Here is a 15,674-nt window from a genome sequence, read left to right as displayed (position 1 = left end):
TGCGGGCGGCCGTCACCGGGCGGTGGCCTTCGTGGTGGCGATGAGGGCGGCGGCGGCCTCCCACCAGTGGTGCCAGGCGGAGTCGAGCTGGAAAGCCCCGTTCATTCCGTGCGAGGTCAGCTGATAGAAGCCGCTCACACCGGCCTTGGCGGCGAGCTTCTCCAGGACGCCGTGGCCCGGAACTCGACGGTCTGCGATGTAGTGCGTGCCGAAGGACAGGGCGAGCGCGGCCGCGGCGGCGCCGGGGTGGACCCGGATGCCGAGCGCGCGCGCCCCGGCCCCGGCCACGACTGCCTGCGTGGCCGTATACGTCAGGCAGTGGCGGAGGCAGGCCCTACGGCCGTCGGCGGTGCCGTGGGTCGTCGACTTCTCCGTGACCGGGTCCGTGTAGATGACCGGCTGGTCGTCGGTAGCGCCCTTCACCCGGGCGCAGTAGTCCGGCTGCGCCCAGAAGTCGCCGATTCCGGCGGCGGCGCGGCCCAGGCCGAGCAGAGCGGCGAAAACGGCGGGACGGTGAGCATGCATGCTGGAATCTCTCCTGATCTCGAAAGGCGGTGGGGGAGCGGGGCGGCGCCCCGCTCCCGATGCGCAGCCACCCTGTCGGCCCCGCACCCCGGGTTGGGTGATCCGAGGGCTAAGAAGGGGGGGTGGTCCGGCCAGGGCGGGACGCGCAGTTTGGGCCGGTCGGCCCAGCAGCCGCACGCCTCCGTCTCCGGGTTCGCGCCGCCGGCCCACCAGCCGCCGTCGCCGTGACAGCGCGGGCAGTCCGGGCGGGGCAGGGCGGCGACGTGGAGGCGGTGCCGGTCGACGTACAGCCTCCAGTTCCCAGGACGGCGGCGGCCACGACGACGGTGACGGGAACGACCGCCGCAGCCAGCGCGGCGGTTCGGATACGCGCCATGTCAGGAACGGGCCTTGGCGGTCTCGACTGCGGTGTGCCGGTCATGGAGCTGCTCGGCGGCCAGTGGATCGGTGAGTGCCGTCATGATCAGAGCGGTCTGGTAGTCCTGGCCGGCCGCGAACCCGCCGTGGTGGCGGCACGGCTTCCGCGCCTCGATGCAGGCCTCGCAGTTCTCCGGGTCGTGCGGGTCGTACGGCGCGATCTCCGGTCCGCAGACCTCTGATCCGACCGGGTCGGCGGCCGGGAAGGGGGAGAGCTTGGTGAAGAGGTCCTGATCCCAGGTGGGCGGGAGATCACGCAGGAGGACGACCAGGGCGACGGCGATCTGCGGGTAGTGGTGGTAGAGCGAGGCCCAGACCCGGTCGGCTGCCACGGCCGGGCCGGTCTGCGGGGGCAGCGAGTCGGCGTCGCGGGAGTAGGTCTGGACAGCTTCTCGGCGCGCGGCCCAGGTGCTGGTGTCGATCCCGGCGTCCGAGGCCGCGGTCAGGATCTCGGCGTCGTAGAGCGGTTCCTCTCGGGCGAGGAGCGATCCGGCGAGCGCTTCGGCGGCTTCCGGGTCGCGGTGGGCGAGCGCGGCGACGGCCTGGTCGGTGAGGAAGGCGATGTGCCGGGTCCAGTAGTCGGCGTTGGTGTACGCGGTGGCGAGCATCCGCTCGCGCAGCCGGCGGAGCTGGGGCACGGAGGCGGTAAGCACCGGTTTCATGAGGTCTCCAGGGTGAGCAGGGTGATGGGGCGTGGGCCGGAGCGGCCGTTCGATGGGCGGGCTGGCCGGTCCTGCGCACTGCCCCACCCGGTGCTGGGTGGGGCGGCACGGCAGGGCCGTCAGAGCGCGAGCCTGGGTGTTTGCCGATGCCGGACGATCCGTTCGGTGCGGTTCACCAGGGGGCGACGGTGTCGTCCACGGGGAACGCGGTGCGGGGCTTCGGCTCGGGGGCCCGTTCGTACTCGTCGACGTGGTCGGCGCTCTCGCACTCCTCGGAGCAGTACCTGCGGGCTCCGAAGAACAGGGCGCCGCAGAAGACGCATTCGCTTTCGCCTGCGTGTAGTCCCGTCGCCCAGTCGATGATCACGCTGGGGTCGATACACGCCGCGCAGCGCCCGTCGGCCTGGTCGACGACACCGGTACAGCCGTCCCCGCAGACCTGGGAGCGGATGTTGGTGCAGTCGCACGTCCGGCACAGCACGCGCGGGGCAGGGGACGGAGGGGGCGGGACGGGCCGGTAGAAGCCCTTCTCCAGGGCCTCCAGCCTCCTGTTGGAGCGGCTCGTCCAGGGGAGTTTCATCGTGTTCTTCACCGCGGCGAGCAGGCGGTTCCTCGGTCGTGTCATGGGGGGCCTCAGAACTCCGGGTCCAGCGGCGCGGGTTCCGGCCGGGGGGATACCTCTTCGACCTCGGCGGACTTGCCGGCGGGGAAGCTGTCCGTGTTCTGGGCGTCGCTGCTCAGGTGCTCCCAGATCTCGCTGACGCGCTTGATCGGCGTCGGGGTGCTGGAGGCGCTGGTGTAGAGGGTGAAGGCGGGGTACAGGTCTCCGGCGGAGTGGAAGTGCAGGACGGTACCGGGGCAGATGAGGAGGGTGGCGTCGCCCGCCGGGTAGCCGCGCCACCCTGCCGCTTCGAGGTACCGGCTGCGGTCGATGATGAACGAATCGATCGCAGCCCTGGACTCGGCGTCCTTCACCGCGGCGTCGGAGAGCTCGGGAAGTACCTCCTCGGCGGTGGCGGGAAAGGCGGCGGCTCGGCGGGCACCATCACGCGCGCCGGAGTGGACCGGGCCACTGGCGGAGGGGAGCGGGCGGATGACGGAGAGGGGCGTCGGCATCGGGTAGCGCAGAGGGCGGATGAGGCGGTGGAGGACGCATTCCGCGATCACCGCGGTGAGGAGGAGGAGAGCCGCGGCGACGACGATGCGCAGGGCCCCGAAGCGGTCGGTGGTGAGCACCGTACTCAACGCCGCTCCCGCGACGACCAGGCCGATGACCACGCTGGTGTAAAGGATGACCACCGGGAGCAGCTCGGAGCCGGGGCTGCGGGTGGTGCGGGGATTCTGGGTGGGCATGGAGAGATGTCCTGTCTTCTGAGTGGGTTGAACTGGCTGGTCCGAGTACTGAACCGGTGAGTACTCACCGGTTCACTCACCGCGGTCCCCCGTGCTGCATCACGCTTCGACAACAGCCGGTGGTGACGTACGGGGTTCGGGGTGCGCGGCTTGCCGTGACGGCGTGTGTGCGTCTGTGGGCGGGTGTTCAGGTGACCGGGGTGCTGGCGCAGTGCGGGCCGCCGGTGTCGCCGTCGTGGGCGCTGCGCCCGCCGGTGGGGCGCAGTTCCTGGAGGAGCTCCAGGAGGTCGTCCTCGTCCTCCAGGAGCGTGGTGATGTACCCGCGGCCGCAGGTGCAGGGCACGATCAGGGTGAGGACGTCGCGGTAGTCGGCGTCGGCGGTGATGGTGTGGTGGAGCCACAGCCCGCCGTCGAGGTGGGCCACCGCGCTGGGCTGCACGGCGTTGTCGCGGAGGGCGGGGTGGCCGGTCCAGGCGTCGTGGTCCACTGCGCGGCCGAGGGTGGTCGGGTAGGCGGTGTAGACGTGGTCGGCGGCTGCGGTCTCCGCGCCGTCACGCTCCTCGTCCTCGGTGAGGCGAGCGGTATCGGCGGCGATGCCGAAGAGGACGGCCAGCGGGGAGCCGGGTGCCAGGCCGGTGACGGGCGGGGTGAGGGTCTCGGTCACGGTGATCGCTTCCTTCGGCAGGGGGTGTTCAGGCGGCCAGGTGGTGCGTGACCGGCACGGCGGTGGTGAGGACGTAGGTGCCGGGGGTGGGCTCGTAGCCCTGGGCGCAGGCGTCGCAGGATCCGACGGTGCGTAGCGGGAGGCAGTAGTCGTAGCGCCTCGCGCACCGGGGGCAGGTTGTTCTCGCTGCCATCGCGCGGTCCAGTGCCAGCTCCTGAGCGAGCGTCGGCGTCCGCTTCGGCCGGGCCAGGTCGATACGGAGCAGGAAGCCGCGGGTCGGGTGGCGGCACGACCAGTTCGGGCGGGTGGCGCACAGCCTGCACCGCAGGATCGCGACCGGCCCGGTGTTGTCGCCGGGGCTCAGGCCCATGTCCCGTAAAACGCGCCGGGTGACGAGGCCCTCCGGGACGGTGCCACGATCGAACTCGGGCAGGAGCGCGGCGCTGCGTGGAACCCGGATGCCTGGGCGGCGCGTGCGGGGCATCACCGGCTCCAGGTGCCGGGGAGCCGGCGCTGGGGCAGCGGGTAGCGGGGGCCGGGGCGCTGCGGGCGGGGCCGACCGATACGGCGGCGCGGGCGGGGCGTGAGCACGAAGGACCTCCAGGAGAGCGCGATGGTGGTACGGGCGGGGAGGTGAGACCTCCGGGGCCGGGCTGGAGCGGGGTGCTCCGGGGCGGCCGGGCCAGTGCCGGCGGCCGCCCCGGGCGTTCAGCCCGCCGACACCCGTCGGCGAGGAGTACGGGGTCGCCGGAGTCGGGCAGAGCGGCGCCCCGCCGACGGGTGCTTGGGTTCTTCGGCGGGGCGCGGTGATGAGGGTCAGGTCAGCGGGTGGCGGCGGCGAGGATGACGGCGTGGTCGAACGCGAGGTCCGGGAGCTTGTTCAGGGGCCACCAGCGAGCGTCGGCCGCGTCGTCCAGGGCCTTGGGGGCGGTGCGCTCGGGCAGGGTCGCGGTGTAGGCGACGGTGACGTACCGGCCGCGCGGGTCGCGCCCGGGGGAGTCGAAGGCACCGACCTGCCGCAGGACGTCGGCCGGGACGGGGATGCCGGTCTCCTCGCCGAGCTCGCGTACGGCGGCTTCGAGGGAGGATTCGTCGCGGGATTCTGCGGGCATGGGGGTCCCTTCTCGGTGTTGGTGTGCTTGGGTCAGGCGCGGCAGGGCTGCCGGATCGTGGTTCGGGTTCTGGCCGGTCCGGGCATGGGAACGGCGCCCCCGTGAGGGGCGCCTCGGTGTGTACCGGGGAGGTCAAGCGGGTTCGTCGGGGCGGCTGCCCAGGGCGACCTTCGCGACCTTGCCCTCCTTGATCCTGTGGATTTCGCCCTTCTTCTCCAGCTTGTTCAGCACGTTCGCGAAGGTCGACTCCGCCACCCCGCAGGCGTCCTGTAGCTGGCCCCGCTCGACGTAGTCGATGTCGTCGGGGTCGATCTCGTCGCCCTGGTCGAGCATGTCGACGTACATGGGGTCGGACTCGTCGCGGAGGGCGGCCAGGACCTTCTCCTCCGCGGTCAGTTCCTTGACCTTCGGGAGGTCGATGCCGGGGAACGAGGTCCCGGCCTCGCGGGTTCCGCCTTCGCCGTCCTTTTCCTCGAAGCCGGGGATGGGCGTCTGGGCCAGCTCCTCCATGCGCGCCTGGTCGCCCCACCAGGGCACGTCGACCGGGGCCATGATGTTCTCCGGCCGGATGTGCTCGGTGGCGTCTTCCAGGGTGTCGATGCGCATCATGCCCGCGCGCCCGCCGGGTGCCGCTACGAAGCCGAGGCCGAAGGTGCGGCGCGGGTCCGACTCCGCCATGGTCGGGTCGTACACCAGGGCGTCGTCCTCCTCCACCCACACCGGCGGGATCAGCGAGGGGTCCAGTCCGTCGAAGCCGGGGGGAAGGTCGCCCAGGTTCACCTGGTCGCTGTCGGTGCGCAGGATGATCCAGGTTCCGCCGGCCAGGAGATTGGCGCGGATGGCCTGCTCGCCGCCCATTTGGTCCAGGTTGACGGTCTGGTTGATCAGGACCCAGGGCATGCCCATGGAGCGGGTCAGCGAGGCACCGTCCTTCACGATCTTGATGGCTTCCTTGCGGTTCTCCGCTCCCGGCGCCAGCATCTGGGCGGCCTCGTCCAGCATCGTGGCGCAGTACGGCCGCATCTCGGACGGCTCGAAGTTCTTCAGGTCCAGGCGGGCGGCCTCGTCGATCCGGTGCTGGAGGACCCACCAGGACAGCCGCATGGCGCCCAGGGCGCCGTACTTCGTCAGGCCGCTGTAGGCGGCCATCTTCGGGATCGCGGGGTTGGACGCACCCTTGGGGTCGCCGTAGATCTGGGCCATCTTGTTCGCGTGGTACGCCAGGCTGATCATCTGGCCCGTGCCGCCCTTGCCGGAGCCGGTGGTACCGGCGATCACGACGTGGAGGGCGCCCAGCTTCGGGTCGAACAGCTGGATCTTCGCTGGGAACCCGCTCACGATCTTCCCGATGTTGACCCAGCCGCCCTCGGTGGCCACCAGGGAGTCCAGGCCCTGGAATTCGTGCCCGGCCTCCAGCGGGTTGTGGTCCATGACGCGGATGATCGCGCGCCGGGGGTCGCGCCGTCCCGGTTCGTAGGAGACGAGGTCGATGGAGCGGCGCAGCGCTCCGGCCAGCTCTCCGATGTTGACGACGCGGGGGAGGGCGTCCAGGTCGTCGTCGGCGACGACGCGCGCCACCTGGCCGCCGGTGTTCGCGTCCTCGCCGACCTCTTCCAGGTGGGTCTTGGGCAGGACCCGCGCCTGGACTCGTTTCCAGGCGCCCTGGAGGGTGGTGGGGTCCAGCTCCGGGCGCTGGGTGTACCAGACGGTGATGAATGCCTCTCCGGAGTGCGCCCCGTACTTGAGGGTGATGTCGTCGACCGAGCGGCCGAAGAGGCTGCTGACGGCCTCCTTCGACACGTTCACGGAGTCACCCAGGGCCGCGGTGATCCGGCCTTCCCAGCGGTCGACGTAGATCACGACGTCGGAGAGGACCTGGTTGCGGTGGCGTCCCGCCTTCGGGTCGCTGATGACACGCCCCCAGGCGGCGATCATCTTGTCGGCCAGCGACACCGGGCTGGGATCACCGGTGTTCACCGGTACGGCACCGGCGACCGTCTGCGGCTGCACCTTGACCGTTCGGTGGCCGAAGACGCGGCGCAGTCGCCATCCGGTGAACCCGACCGCGGCCCACCAGCCCAGCGACAGGATCCCGGGAACGGTGGCCGGCTCCACGAGCCCGGCCATCAGGGCTTCGGACGTCTCGGCGCCGCCCAGCTGGCCCAGCGCCAGGCCCATGCCGGTGGTGATCGTGGAGATGCCCATGGTGTCGCGGTGCGCCCGCGCGATGTCGATCCCGGGGAGCTGGTCGGCCCAGCGGCCGAGGCGGTTCATGTAGTTGGCGCCGGTGAACGTGGCTCCGGCCAGGAACGCAGCTCCGGCGTAGACGGCCGCGTTCGGGTCGAGGGCGGGTGCGAGGATGCCCACCCCGACGGGGAGGGCGACCTGGAGTGCTGCGGCGGCTCGCTCCGCCGGCTCCGCGTTCGGCACCGTCTTGGTGAGGGTGGGCGTGGACATGGGGGGCTTCTCCTGTCTGGTTCCTGGGCGGTGCACAAGGGCGCGGCCGCCGCCGGGGTGGTGTGGTCCCCGGGGCGGCCGCGCCGCTGCTGGTGGGTCTACTGCTGTTCGAGCCACTCGCGCGAGACCAGCTCCAGGTCCGGGACGTCGGAGCGGTCGAACGCTTCCTGGAATCCGGCGTGGGTGGTGCGGGCCTGGTCGCCGGCCGCCCTCGCGGCCTTCGCGGTGTCGGCGGTCTTCGACGCGTAGGTGATCGCGCCGTCCGAGACCCCGCGGATGGCCTTCGCGAGTTCCTGGCACTCGGCCAGGGAGTCGCGGTCGACGCTCCTGGCTCCGAGCGCGTCCGCGTCCGAGGCGGTGTCGTCGGCCAGCTCCTTGATGTTCTCCGCGGCCTTCTTGACGCCCTCGGCGTTGCGGGCCAGGGCCTTCTCCTTGGCCTCGGTCCTCCGGATGAGGGCCCTGTACGTCAGCTCTGCCATGGTCAGCTCCTGATTCTGGCCTGTTGCTACGCGGCGGTCGCGTAGGAGCCCTTGTCGTTGTAGAAGCGGAGCTCGGCGGGCTTCGTCTCGTCGCTGTCCACCACGGCCTTGTACAGCGGGGCGTACCGGGTACCGATGTTGGTCAGGACGACCCGGCACATCTCCGCCGCCCGCTGCGCCTGCTTGTGGAGTGCGGCGGCCTCCGTAGCCTGGGCCTTCGCGCTGTCGGCGAGCCGCGACAGCTTCGCGGCCAGCTTCTCCCCGCCCTCGACGGCCTTCGCCTGCTCGGCAAGCTGCTGGCAGTCCTTCGCCTCGTCCTCCGCCTGGGCCTCCAGCGACTTGCACGCGTCGGCCACCTTGACGAGGTGGTTCTCCTTGGCCTCCAGCTTCCGTTCGTACTGCTTGAAGTTCCGCAGTTCCTTCCGGCTGATCGACCCGGCTGCGCCCTCCGTGCCCAGGGTCAGCGTGTTGGGGTCGATCTCCTTGACCAGGAGCGGTTTCACGTCGGTGCTCATGCCGTCGTCCTTCTCGTCCGGTGGGGCGATGACGAGCGTCTGACCATCGGGTCCGACGACCTTCGTCCCCTGCTGCGGGTCGTCCTTCTTCTCGTCCTGCTGAGCCCTGTGCTGGGCGTGTGCCTTGTCGAGACGCGCGTGCTCTTTGCCGTTCTCCTGCTTCTGGTCGCGGTATCCGTCCTTCGCGCCCTTCGCGTACGCCTGCACGTGGTCGACCAGGTTCCGGGCCGCGGCCCCGTCGCCGTGCCCCGTCTCCCGCGACTTCTGGAGCGGAGTGCGGCTGCCGGTGCCGTTCGGGCTGTGGTCGGCGGCACCGCCCTTGCCGTCCTTGCCGCTCTTGCCGGAGGAGCCGCTGGAGCCGCCCTTCCCGGCGCTGCCACCGCTCCCGGCGGAACCGGCCCCGGGGTCCTTGCTGCCGGGCTTCTCCCGGTCGGCCTTCGGGCCGTCCTTGTCCGCGCCGCTCTTCTGGTCCTTGTTCCTGCCGTCCTTGTTCTTTGAACCGGCGGAGCCGCCCGTACCCGATCCGCCTCCGTTTCCGGAAACCCCGGGCTTTCCATCCTTTCCGCTCTTTCCACCGGCCCCAGAATTTCCAGCGGAACCATCCTTGCCCTTGCTCCCGGAACTTCCGTCCTTTTTGGGTTCGGAGTTCTTCGGCGAGTCCTTGACTGCACCCCTCCCGGCATCTTTCCCGGCAGGCTTTCCCTTTCCTGCATCGCTGGTTCCATTCGATCCGGAGGAGCCGCCACCGCCAGAACGACCATTCCCGCTGGAACCGTCAGAACCCCGGCCTCCGCGTCCGGAGGTTCCATCGCGCCCGGTACCCGCGGAGCCGTTTGCGCTGGAATTCTTTCCTGGATTTCCGGAACTCTTACCGCTGGGCCCTGCCCCTTTTCCTGAAGTTCCCCCGGAGTTGCTTCTCGCGGGAAGTCCGGGGGACTTCATGACCGTGGTGGTCCGGGTCTCCTTCACCTGATGTGCCCCGGCTCTTACCTTTTCCAGGTCCAGGCGCTTGTTCGCCGTCCCGCCACCTTTCGCCCAGCGGGTCGCACCGGCCCGGAGCAGCGTTTTGATCACGCCCTCCTTGTGCCGTGCGCCGGCCGGGTCGTCGCCCGGCTCGCCGACGAGGCCCTCCGGCGCCCTGACGTCGGCGCTGGTGAAGCCCGGCGACGAGCGGTCCACCGCACCGTCGGGGTCCGACTTCGCGGCCGGGTCGTCGCCCTCGGGCCGGGCGCTTGCCGTGGTTTCGGTGACCGGCCGGGCCGGTTCCACCGCGGCCATCAGGGCGGCCATGATGCCGGTGCCCCCTGCCGGGGCCGGTGCGCCGGCGGGCATGGCGGGCGGGTCAGGGGGGCCTGCGGGTACCGGGGGCGCCGTGTCGGTCGCCATCTCTTCCTCACTCTCCGTGCTCTCCGGTGGTTCCTCACTCCCTACCTCCCAGCGGAGAACGGCTGTTCAGACCGCCTGTGGGGTCTGGTTGCGCGCTCTCCGCCGGGAAGGAGGGAGTAAGTAATGACCGTGAGTTACTAGGCGTCGGCCTTCTTGCCCCTGCGCGCGAACACCGCGAGGGCCAGGGCGCCGCCCGCGACGATGCCGAGCAAAGCGGGGGAGTTGACCCCGCCTCCCTCGTCCGCGCCGCCGGTGTCGCGGGCGCTGCTCGCGGCCGCCATGTCGCTACCGTCACCAGCGCTGTACTGGCGCTTGCAGTCCGCGACGACCGCACTCTTGGAGGGCGTGCCGTACTCCTTGTTGACCTGAGCGAAGGTGTCCTTCACGCACTGGTCGAGGGCCGCCTGGACCTTGGCGGCCGAAGCGGTCGCGGCCTCCATGTCAGCTGCCGCCCTGTCGTTCCGGATCTTCATTTCCTCCAGTTCCAGCTGCTTCATCTGGAGCTGGAGGGCAGCAGCCTCCTTCTCGTCCTTTGCGACGGCGGCTGAATGGGCCTGGAACCACACCGCCCCACTGCCGACAATCGCCACTGATGCCACCACGACGGCGACCTTCCCGCGACGAGTAAGACCCGCCTTCTTGTGCCTCACAACCGGGGTGCCGTACGGTCCTTCATCGGCGTACGGAGATACCGCCGGACCACTGCTTCCGAAGTTCATTCCAGCAGAAATTCCCGAAGAAATTCCGGCCTGGATTTCCTCGAATGCTCTCTCTTCGTCCGGTGTCATTTCAGTCTCCGTTCTCTCGTGCAATGTCAGAGGCTGCGGAAATCGTAGCCTCCACACCCCGGAAGGTGTTGTGAGGGAGGTCGTTCCATTCCCAGAACCGCATGTTCACACCTTGGCGGTCCAACTGGGCCTGGAGATAATTGACGGCCTTTTCCCGGTCGGTCGCAGTCACGTGCCCGGTGGATTCCAGAAAGGTCTGGGCACCCCTCATGCACATGCGTCCGGTGGGGGAGAAATCGAAGGACTGACACCAGCCGTAGCGGGTGAGGACCTCGATCACCTGGAGCAGATGGAACGACGGCTTCAAAGGCCGCGGCTCCTGCCAAAGCCCCAGGTCAGCCATGGCAGACCGGATCCCCTTGGGGATCATGCGCTGGCCCCAGGTCGGGGGTTCGGGCGCCCAGATCCCCAAGGCCTGCGGAATCACTGCGGGCGGGGCCGGCGGGGACTCCGGCGGCGGTGTCGTGCGGGTGAAGCTCCCCGACGCCGGGGCGGCCCCGCTCGTCGTGGGTGCCATGCTGCGCTCCTTCCTGCGTGAGCGGGAAACCGGAGCCCCTGCATCACGCTGCAGTTGAGGGCTTCGGGTGCCTGAACGGTTCAGGCGTCTCGGGTGTCCGTACGTGGTTCGGGCACCTTCGTCTGCCACCAGCCGCGGAGCAGTGGTGACAGACGGAGAGGCCGGATCCAGGGCCCCGGCTCCGCCCCCGGTCCGCGCTCACGCTCGGGAGCGTGAGCGCGGACCGGGGGCGACCATGAGAGGCAGGGGCTTCTGCCAGAGAGAGAGCTTGTCGGCGCTCGCTTACGCGCCGTGGGCCGCGGTCCGGACCGTCCGGTCAGCGGGCCGCGTGCTGCTTGAGGGCGACGGCGATCTGGCCGGCGCGGTCCGTCGCGATGGTCCCGCCCTCGGTCCGGACCGCCTTGGCGATGTTGTTCCGGTTCAGTGCCTCGTTCGCGGTCCGCAGCCGGTCCAGCGCGGTCCGCTCCAGGTCCGTCAATTCGATGACGGTCCGGTCCGGGATGGTGCCGGCGACCTGCTCAGATTCGGTCCGGTCCGGGGTCGAGCTGCCGGTGCCGTCCAGTCCGGATTCCGCTCCGGTCCGGACCGGGCGGGCATCGGCGGTCCGGTCCGGACCGTCACCCGCGGGGGGCGGAGCGGCGGTCCGGACCGTCACCGCGCGTCCTGGAGGGTTCGTGTGGGCGGCGGGTACCGCCTTCGCGGTCCGGTCCGGACCGGAGCTGGCCTCCTGGTCGGGCCGGTGCGGACCGGCCGGACCGCTTTCCAGGGCGAGCGCCGGTCCGCCGGTCAGGTCCAGCCCTGCAGCGGTCCGGACCGTGCCGCGGACCGGCATCAGGTCGGCCGGACCGGTCCGGACCGGTTGCCGCTCCTGCTGGACCGGGTGGACCGGAGCCGGTCCGTAGCCCGGTCCGGACCGGTCGGTCCGGGTGATCGTGAGGACTGACGGGATGGCTGCCGGTCCGTGATCCTTGGCCCCGACCCGGGGAACAACGACGCGTTGGAGCGCCCGCCCGTTCCGGACCGCCCTGCGGTCCGCACTCTTCGCGTTGCGGACCGTCTTCCGGACCGCGAGCTGCTCGCCGGCGGCGGTCCAAGCCCGGTCCAGGGTGGTCAGATTGGCGTCGGTGATCGCGAGCGACCATGCGGTGAAGGAGTGGACCGGGTAGCGGATCCAGCGGACCGCGCCGATCGACGGGCGGGCCTTGGCGACCTTGCCGTCCTCGCGGAGCGTGCGCCGGTGGATCAGCGACGCGTACAGCTCCCACAGCACCATCCCCACGATGCTCATGGCGGCGAACGCGACGGCCTTCGGGGTGAAGTGCCAGTAAGTGATCTGCTCCGTCCAGATCTCCGCCTTCGCGTCCCAGACCCGGCTGCCGGCCACCGGCTCACCGGAGGCGTGCCAGAAGTTCATGACCGCCGCCCCCAAGGCGAAGATCCACGTGGCCACCCGGTAGAGGGTTCCGGCGTCGCCGCCGCGGCGGGCCTGGTGGTACATCCATCCAACGAACGCCGTCGACAGCTCCCAGGCGGCCGCGAACAGGATCGTGAACGGAATGACCCAGTCGAGGATGTCCTCGGCGAATCCGGCCTGCCCGGTCCAGGCGACCGCCATCGGCGCGGTGATCGGCCCGACCACCATCAACCGCTCCGCGTTGACGCGGACGAACTCCTTGCCCCGCTCCGCGGGGGTCGGCATACCGGCACGGGCTTCGGCCCGCGACTTCCGGGCCCTCGTCTTCCGCTCGTCCTTGGCCGTGCGCCGCTGCTGACGGGCCGTCTCCTTGAGACGCCTGCGCTCCAGGGCCCGCTCGGTGCGGTCCGTTGCCCGCGCCATCCGGGCGGCGGCCTCGGCGACCATGTCGTCCGCGGCCTTCAGCATGACGTCGGCGTCGGCCTCCCTGTCCTTGGCGCGGGCCATGGTGTCGGCGGCCTCCGCCAGATCCGCGTCCTTCTTCTCTCCGGCCTCGGCCAGGATCCGCTCGGCCTCCTCGCGGGCGGTCCGGGTCAGGCGCTCGGCGTCCTCGGCCGCCGTCGCCCTCAACCGTGCGATGTCCTCGTCGGCGAGCTTCTTCAACCGGGCGGCGGCCTGGCGGGCTGCCTCCTGCTCCCGGTCAGCGTCCTCACGGACCTGTGCCGCCTCCCGGCCGGCCTGCTCGCGCGCCGAAGCCGCGTCGGCCGCCGCCCGCACGCCCACCTCCTCGGCCTCGCCCCGCGCCCGCTCCAGTACCCGCTCGGCGTCAGCGGTGGCCCGGTTCCGGGTCTCAGCAGCGGTGCGCTCTGCAGCCGCGAGCAGCTCGGTGCGCGCGCTCTCCGCGTCGGCAAGTACCCGTGCCGCGGCCTGCGCGGCCTCGGCGCGGGCCTGCTCCGCCTGCGCGGCCGCCACGGTGGTGGCCTCCTGCGCCTGACGGCGGGCGTCACCGAGCAGCTGCTCGGCAGCCGCCTCGGCGGTGACGCGGACCTGTTCAGCCTCGGCGGCCGCCGTCGACGTGACGGTCTCAGCCTGGCGGCGGGCGTCGGCGAGCAGTTGCTCCGCGGCCTCTTCGGCGGCGGCCCGGCGCTGTTCGGCGTCGGCGGCCGCCGTGGTGGCGGCATCCGTACGGACCTGGTCGGCCTCCGCTGCGGCGTCGTCCAGGAGGCGGACCCGCTCCGTGGCAGCGGCCTCGGTGATCGAGGCCGCCTCGGCGCGGGCGCCGTCCAGAAGCTCGGCGGCACGGGCCTCGCCGTCAGCGAGGATCCGCGCGACGTCGGCAGCGGCGCGCTCCGCGAGGCCGGCGGCGTCGGGCAGGTCCGGGTCGGCCTCCAGAGCGGAGGCCTGGACGGGGACGTCGGCCGACGGCATCGACGCCTTGGCGCGCCCGCCGCCGCTGCGGGGCTGCTCCGTCGCCGGGGCCTGGCGCCCGCGGCGGGGCTGCTTCTTGCGGGCCACAAGGGTGTCCCTTCTCTTCCGGGCGCGCCTCCGTGCGAAGGGGCGCCGTGGATCTACGGGGTGGAGGTAGGGTTGCGACCAGGCCCTCCGATCCCCCGGTAGTTCAGATGCCGGGGGCTCGGAGGGCCGTCGCGCTGGGATTGCCGTCCGGGCGTCCTGACCCGGTCATAGGTCGGGCCCGCCACTGCGTACGGCGTGAAAAATGCGGTGGCCGGTCAGGTGTCCGTGCTGGTGAGGCGGCGGACGGTGACGAGGCGCTCTTCCTGCTGGGCGATCAGGCGGCGGGTGATCTCGGTCAGCGGCGGGCAGGGGTGCCAGTCGCTGTATCCGCCGCGCTCGTACTCCTCGACGTCCGCGATGGTCCAGCCGATGGCCTCCGGGTATCCGGCGGCCTTGAGCGCCTGCTCGGCCGACAGGTCGGTGTAGAGGTGCTTGTGGTGGGCGCGGGCGATCAGCTCGGCTCGCTCGTCGAACCGGTCGGCGGCAGCGACCAGGGCCTGCTGGGCGTCGACGAGGCGGGCGACGGCGGGCATCCACTCCGTGTGCGCCTTCGGGGTGCGGAGGTAGGCGGCGGCCTGCGTCACCGTCGCCAGGGCCTGCTGGTAGGCCGCCCACCGGGCCGGGGTGTCCTGGACGACGTCCTTCAGGTCCGCGATGTAGGCCGCGTCCCTCCAGCGCCTGCCGGCCTCCTCGTACACGTAGGTGAGGAGTTGGAGGGCCTTCTCCCGCAGCTGGTGCTCCACCGGGTCCTGGTCCCCCGGCACGTAGCACAGGCGGGGATCGTCCTTCAGGGACGGCTGCTCCGGTTCCTTCTCCCGGCCGGTGAAGGGCGGGTCGAAGGTGTAGTCGAGGCCCGGACCGTACTGCCTGCCCTCAAGCGTCTTGAGGTTCGCGGGGAAGTACGGGGCGAGGCGCTCGGCGAGTTCCCGCGCCTCGTCGGCGGTGATCGTGGTGTGACCGAACATGGGGTCCTTCTTTCTTTCGGCGGCTGGTCCGCAGGAACGGGCGGGTGGCCGGTCAGTCGGCGGTGGTGGGCTTGGGGCCGTGGGTGCGGGCGAACAGCGCCCCGGCGGTGAGCATGAGGGTGATCTCGGCGTGGGTGCGGTGCTGGCGTTCGGCCCACGCGGCGAATCGTGCGGTCGGGTGGCCGGTGAGGGCCTGGACGAGGAGGTTGAGGACCTCCTGGGCGATGTCGCGGGTGTCGGGGTCGCCGTGCTCGGTGCCAGCGATCCGGCTCAGCGCGGTGAGCGCGGTGACCGCGGTTTCCGGCCTGCCAGGGGCGTCTTCCTCCCGCGGGCCGAGCTGCCCGGTCGTGGTCCAGGTGCGGATCCAGCCGGTCTCGTCGAGGAGGTCGACGGCGGCTTCCAGGTGGCGGGCGACCGTCTCACCGGTCGACCGCTCGCCGGAGCGCCCGGTCCACAGCGGGCGGTTGACGCCGACCATGAGCGTGGCGGCCTGCTCCATCACCCCAGCGGTGATCATTACGGACGACGACGTGGTGGTGTCGGGCATCAGGGCCTCTTCTCGGTTCGGAATTCCGGGCTGTCCGGCTCCCCGCGCCCCCGCCCGTACCAGCCCGGGGGCGGGGACGGGCGGGGGAGGCAGCAGACAGAGCGGATCAGTCCTGGAGTTCGGCGTCGGGGTAGTCCCCGAGCCGGGCGGCCTCAGCCAGGACGCGGTGCTCGCGGGCGTAGTCGGTCTGGTGACGGTGGCCGGGGGTTCCCGGTACCGCCCGAGCGGCGACACGCTCGGCGGACTCGGCTTCCTCGGTGTGGTGGGCGATGGCCTCGGAACGCTTCATCAGCAAACTCCTCGTTACTACGGGCGGGACGGGCTGTCCGGCTCCCCACACCCCCGCCCGTGCCAGCCG

16 protein-coding genes are annotated in these 15,674 nt (G+C 71.3%); all 16 read right to left on the bottom strand.

Annotation, left to right across the window (positions count from 1 at the left end; genetic code table 11):
• Positions 1 to 12: 12 nt before the first annotated feature.
• Positions 13 to 525, bottom strand: a complete 513-nt coding sequence (locus tag ACSMXR_RS36525; protein ID WP_473172590.1) for a hypothetical protein — start codon at positions 523 to 525, stop codon at positions 13 to 15.
• Between the two features lie 377 nt (positions 526 to 902).
• Positions 903 to 1,604 carry a hypothetical protein gene (locus ACSMXR_RS36520; RefSeq protein WP_473172589.1) on the bottom strand — a complete coding sequence of 234 codons (702 nt, stop codon included), beginning with the start codon at positions 1,602 to 1,604 and terminating at the stop codon, positions 903 to 905.
• A gap of 172 nt (positions 1,605 to 1,776) precedes the next feature.
• Positions 1,777 to 2,229 carry a hypothetical protein gene (locus ACSMXR_RS36515; RefSeq protein ID WP_473172588.1) on the bottom strand — a complete coding sequence of 151 codons (453 nt, stop codon included), beginning with the start codon at positions 2,227 to 2,229 and terminating at the stop codon, positions 1,777 to 1,779.
• A gap of 8 nt (positions 2,230 to 2,237) precedes the next feature.
• On the bottom strand, positions 2,238 to 2,957 hold the full coding sequence (locus tag ACSMXR_RS36510; protein WP_473172587.1) for a hypothetical protein: 720 nt from the start codon (positions 2,955 to 2,957) through the stop codon (positions 2,238 to 2,240).
• A gap of 187 nt (positions 2,958 to 3,144) precedes the next feature.
• Entirely contained in the window at positions 3,145 to 3,621 is a 477-nt protein-coding gene (locus ACSMXR_RS36505; protein WP_473172586.1) for a hypothetical protein, read from the bottom strand.
• Positions 3,622 to 3,649: 28 nt separating this feature from the next.
• Positions 3,650 to 4,105 carry an RRQRL motif-containing zinc-binding protein gene (locus ACSMXR_RS36500; protein WP_473172585.1) on the bottom strand — a complete coding sequence of 152 codons (456 nt, stop codon included), beginning with the start codon at positions 4,103 to 4,105 and terminating at the stop codon, positions 3,650 to 3,652.
• Positions 4,106 to 4,442: 337 nt separating this feature from the next.
• A complete protein-coding gene (locus ACSMXR_RS36495; RefSeq protein WP_473172584.1) occupies positions 4,443 to 4,733 on the bottom strand; it encodes an NUDIX domain-containing protein in 291 nt (96 codons plus the stop codon).
• Between the two features lie 132 nt (positions 4,734 to 4,865).
• Positions 4,866 to 7,190, bottom strand: coding sequence for a hypothetical protein (locus ACSMXR_RS36490; protein ID WP_473172583.1), 2,325 nt, complete (start codon positions 7,188 to 7,190; stop codon positions 4,866 to 4,868).
• Between the two features lie 98 nt (positions 7,191 to 7,288).
• Positions 7,289 to 7,669, bottom strand: a complete 381-nt coding sequence (locus ACSMXR_RS36485; protein WP_473172582.1) for a hypothetical protein — start codon at positions 7,667 to 7,669, stop codon at positions 7,289 to 7,291.
• 26 nt (positions 7,670 to 7,695) lie between these two features.
• Positions 7,696 to 9,570: a hypothetical protein gene (locus ACSMXR_RS36480; RefSeq protein WP_473172581.1), complete on the bottom strand. Its 1,875-nt coding sequence runs from the start codon at positions 9,568 to 9,570 to the stop codon at positions 7,696 to 7,698.
• A 137-nt stretch (positions 9,571 to 9,707) separates the two neighbouring features.
• Positions 9,708 to 10,358: a hypothetical protein gene (locus tag ACSMXR_RS36475; RefSeq protein WP_473172580.1), complete on the bottom strand. Its 651-nt coding sequence runs from the start codon at positions 10,356 to 10,358 to the stop codon at positions 9,708 to 9,710.
• 1 nt (position 10,359) lies between these two features.
• Positions 10,360 to 10,875 carry a DUF6197 family protein gene (locus tag ACSMXR_RS36470; RefSeq protein ID WP_473172579.1) on the bottom strand — a complete coding sequence of 172 codons (516 nt, stop codon included), beginning with the start codon at positions 10,873 to 10,875 and terminating at the stop codon, positions 10,360 to 10,362.
• A 316-nt stretch (positions 10,876 to 11,191) separates the two neighbouring features.
• Positions 11,192 to 13,804, bottom strand: a complete 2,613-nt coding sequence (locus ACSMXR_RS36465; protein ID WP_473172578.1) for a hypothetical protein — start codon at positions 13,802 to 13,804, stop codon at positions 11,192 to 11,194.
• A 215-nt stretch (positions 13,805 to 14,019) separates the two neighbouring features.
• Positions 14,020 to 14,769: a hypothetical protein gene (locus ACSMXR_RS36460; protein ID WP_473172577.1), complete on the bottom strand. Its 750-nt coding sequence runs from the start codon at positions 14,767 to 14,769 to the stop codon at positions 14,020 to 14,022.
• A gap of 52 nt (positions 14,770 to 14,821) precedes the next feature.
• Complete coding sequence (locus ACSMXR_RS36455) at positions 14,822 to 15,316, bottom strand: DUF6197 family protein (protein WP_473172576.1); 495 nt, start codon at positions 15,314 to 15,316, stop codon at positions 14,822 to 14,824.
• A 106-nt stretch (positions 15,317 to 15,422) separates the two neighbouring features.
• The gene (locus tag ACSMXR_RS36450) at positions 15,423 to 15,605 is read right to left on the bottom strand and encodes a hypothetical protein (protein WP_473172575.1); all 183 of its coding nucleotides are present in this window, start codon (positions 15,603 to 15,605) and stop codon (positions 15,423 to 15,425) included.
• Positions 15,606 to 15,674: the final 69 nt, after the last annotated feature.

This window comes from Streptomyces sp. DSM 106670 (assembly GCF_055792845.1).
The sequence above is the reverse complement of the archived record's forward strand: the minus strand, read 5'-3'. Positions and strand labels throughout refer to the sequence as shown.

Coding starts and splice junctions, on each gene's coding strand:
- ACSMXR_RS36525 (WP_473172590.1), bottom strand. CDS start 525: ATGCATGCTCACCGTCCCGCCGTTTTCGCCGCTCTGCTCGGCCTGGGC.
- ACSMXR_RS36520 (WP_473172589.1), bottom strand. CDS start 1,604: ATGAAACCGGTGCTTACCGCCTCCGTGCCCCAGCTCCGCCGGCTGCGC.
- ACSMXR_RS36515 (WP_473172588.1), bottom strand. CDS start 2,229: ATGACACGACCGAGGAACCGCCTGCTCGCCGCGGTGAAGAACACGATG.
- ACSMXR_RS36510 (WP_473172587.1), bottom strand. CDS start 2,957: ATGCCCACCCAGAATCCCCGCACCACCCGCAGCCCCGGCTCCGAGCTG.
- ACSMXR_RS36500 (WP_473172585.1), bottom strand. CDS start 4,105: ATGCCCCGCACGCGCCGCCCAGGCATCCGGGTTCCACGCAGCGCCGCG.
- ACSMXR_RS36495 (WP_473172584.1), bottom strand. CDS start 4,733: ATGCCCGCAGAATCCCGCGACGAATCCTCCCTCGAAGCCGCCGTACGC.
- ACSMXR_RS36490 (WP_473172583.1), bottom strand. CDS start 7,190: ATGTCCACGCCCACCCTCACCAAGACGGTGCCGAACGCGGAGCCGGCG.
- ACSMXR_RS36485 (WP_473172582.1), bottom strand. CDS start 7,669: ATGGCAGAGCTGACGTACAGGGCCCTCATCCGGAGGACCGAGGCCAAG.
- ACSMXR_RS36480 (WP_473172581.1), bottom strand. CDS start 9,570: ATGGCGACCGACACGGCGCCCCCGGTACCCGCAGGCCCCCCTGACCCG.
- ACSMXR_RS36475 (WP_473172580.1), bottom strand. CDS start 10,358: ATGACACCGGACGAAGAGAGAGCATTCGAGGAAATCCAGGCCGGAATT.
- ACSMXR_RS36470 (WP_473172579.1), bottom strand. CDS start 10,875: ATGGCACCCACGACGAGCGGGGCCGCCCCGGCGTCGGGGAGCTTCACC.
- ACSMXR_RS36460 (WP_473172577.1), bottom strand. CDS start 14,769: ATGTTCGGTCACACCACGATCACCGCCGACGAGGCGCGGGAACTCGCC.
- ACSMXR_RS36455 (WP_473172576.1), bottom strand. CDS start 15,316: ATGCCCGACACCACCACGTCGTCGTCCGTAATGATCACCGCTGGGGTG.
- ACSMXR_RS36450 (WP_473172575.1), bottom strand. CDS start 15,605: ATGAAGCGTTCCGAGGCCATCGCCCACCACACCGAGGAAGCCGAGTCC.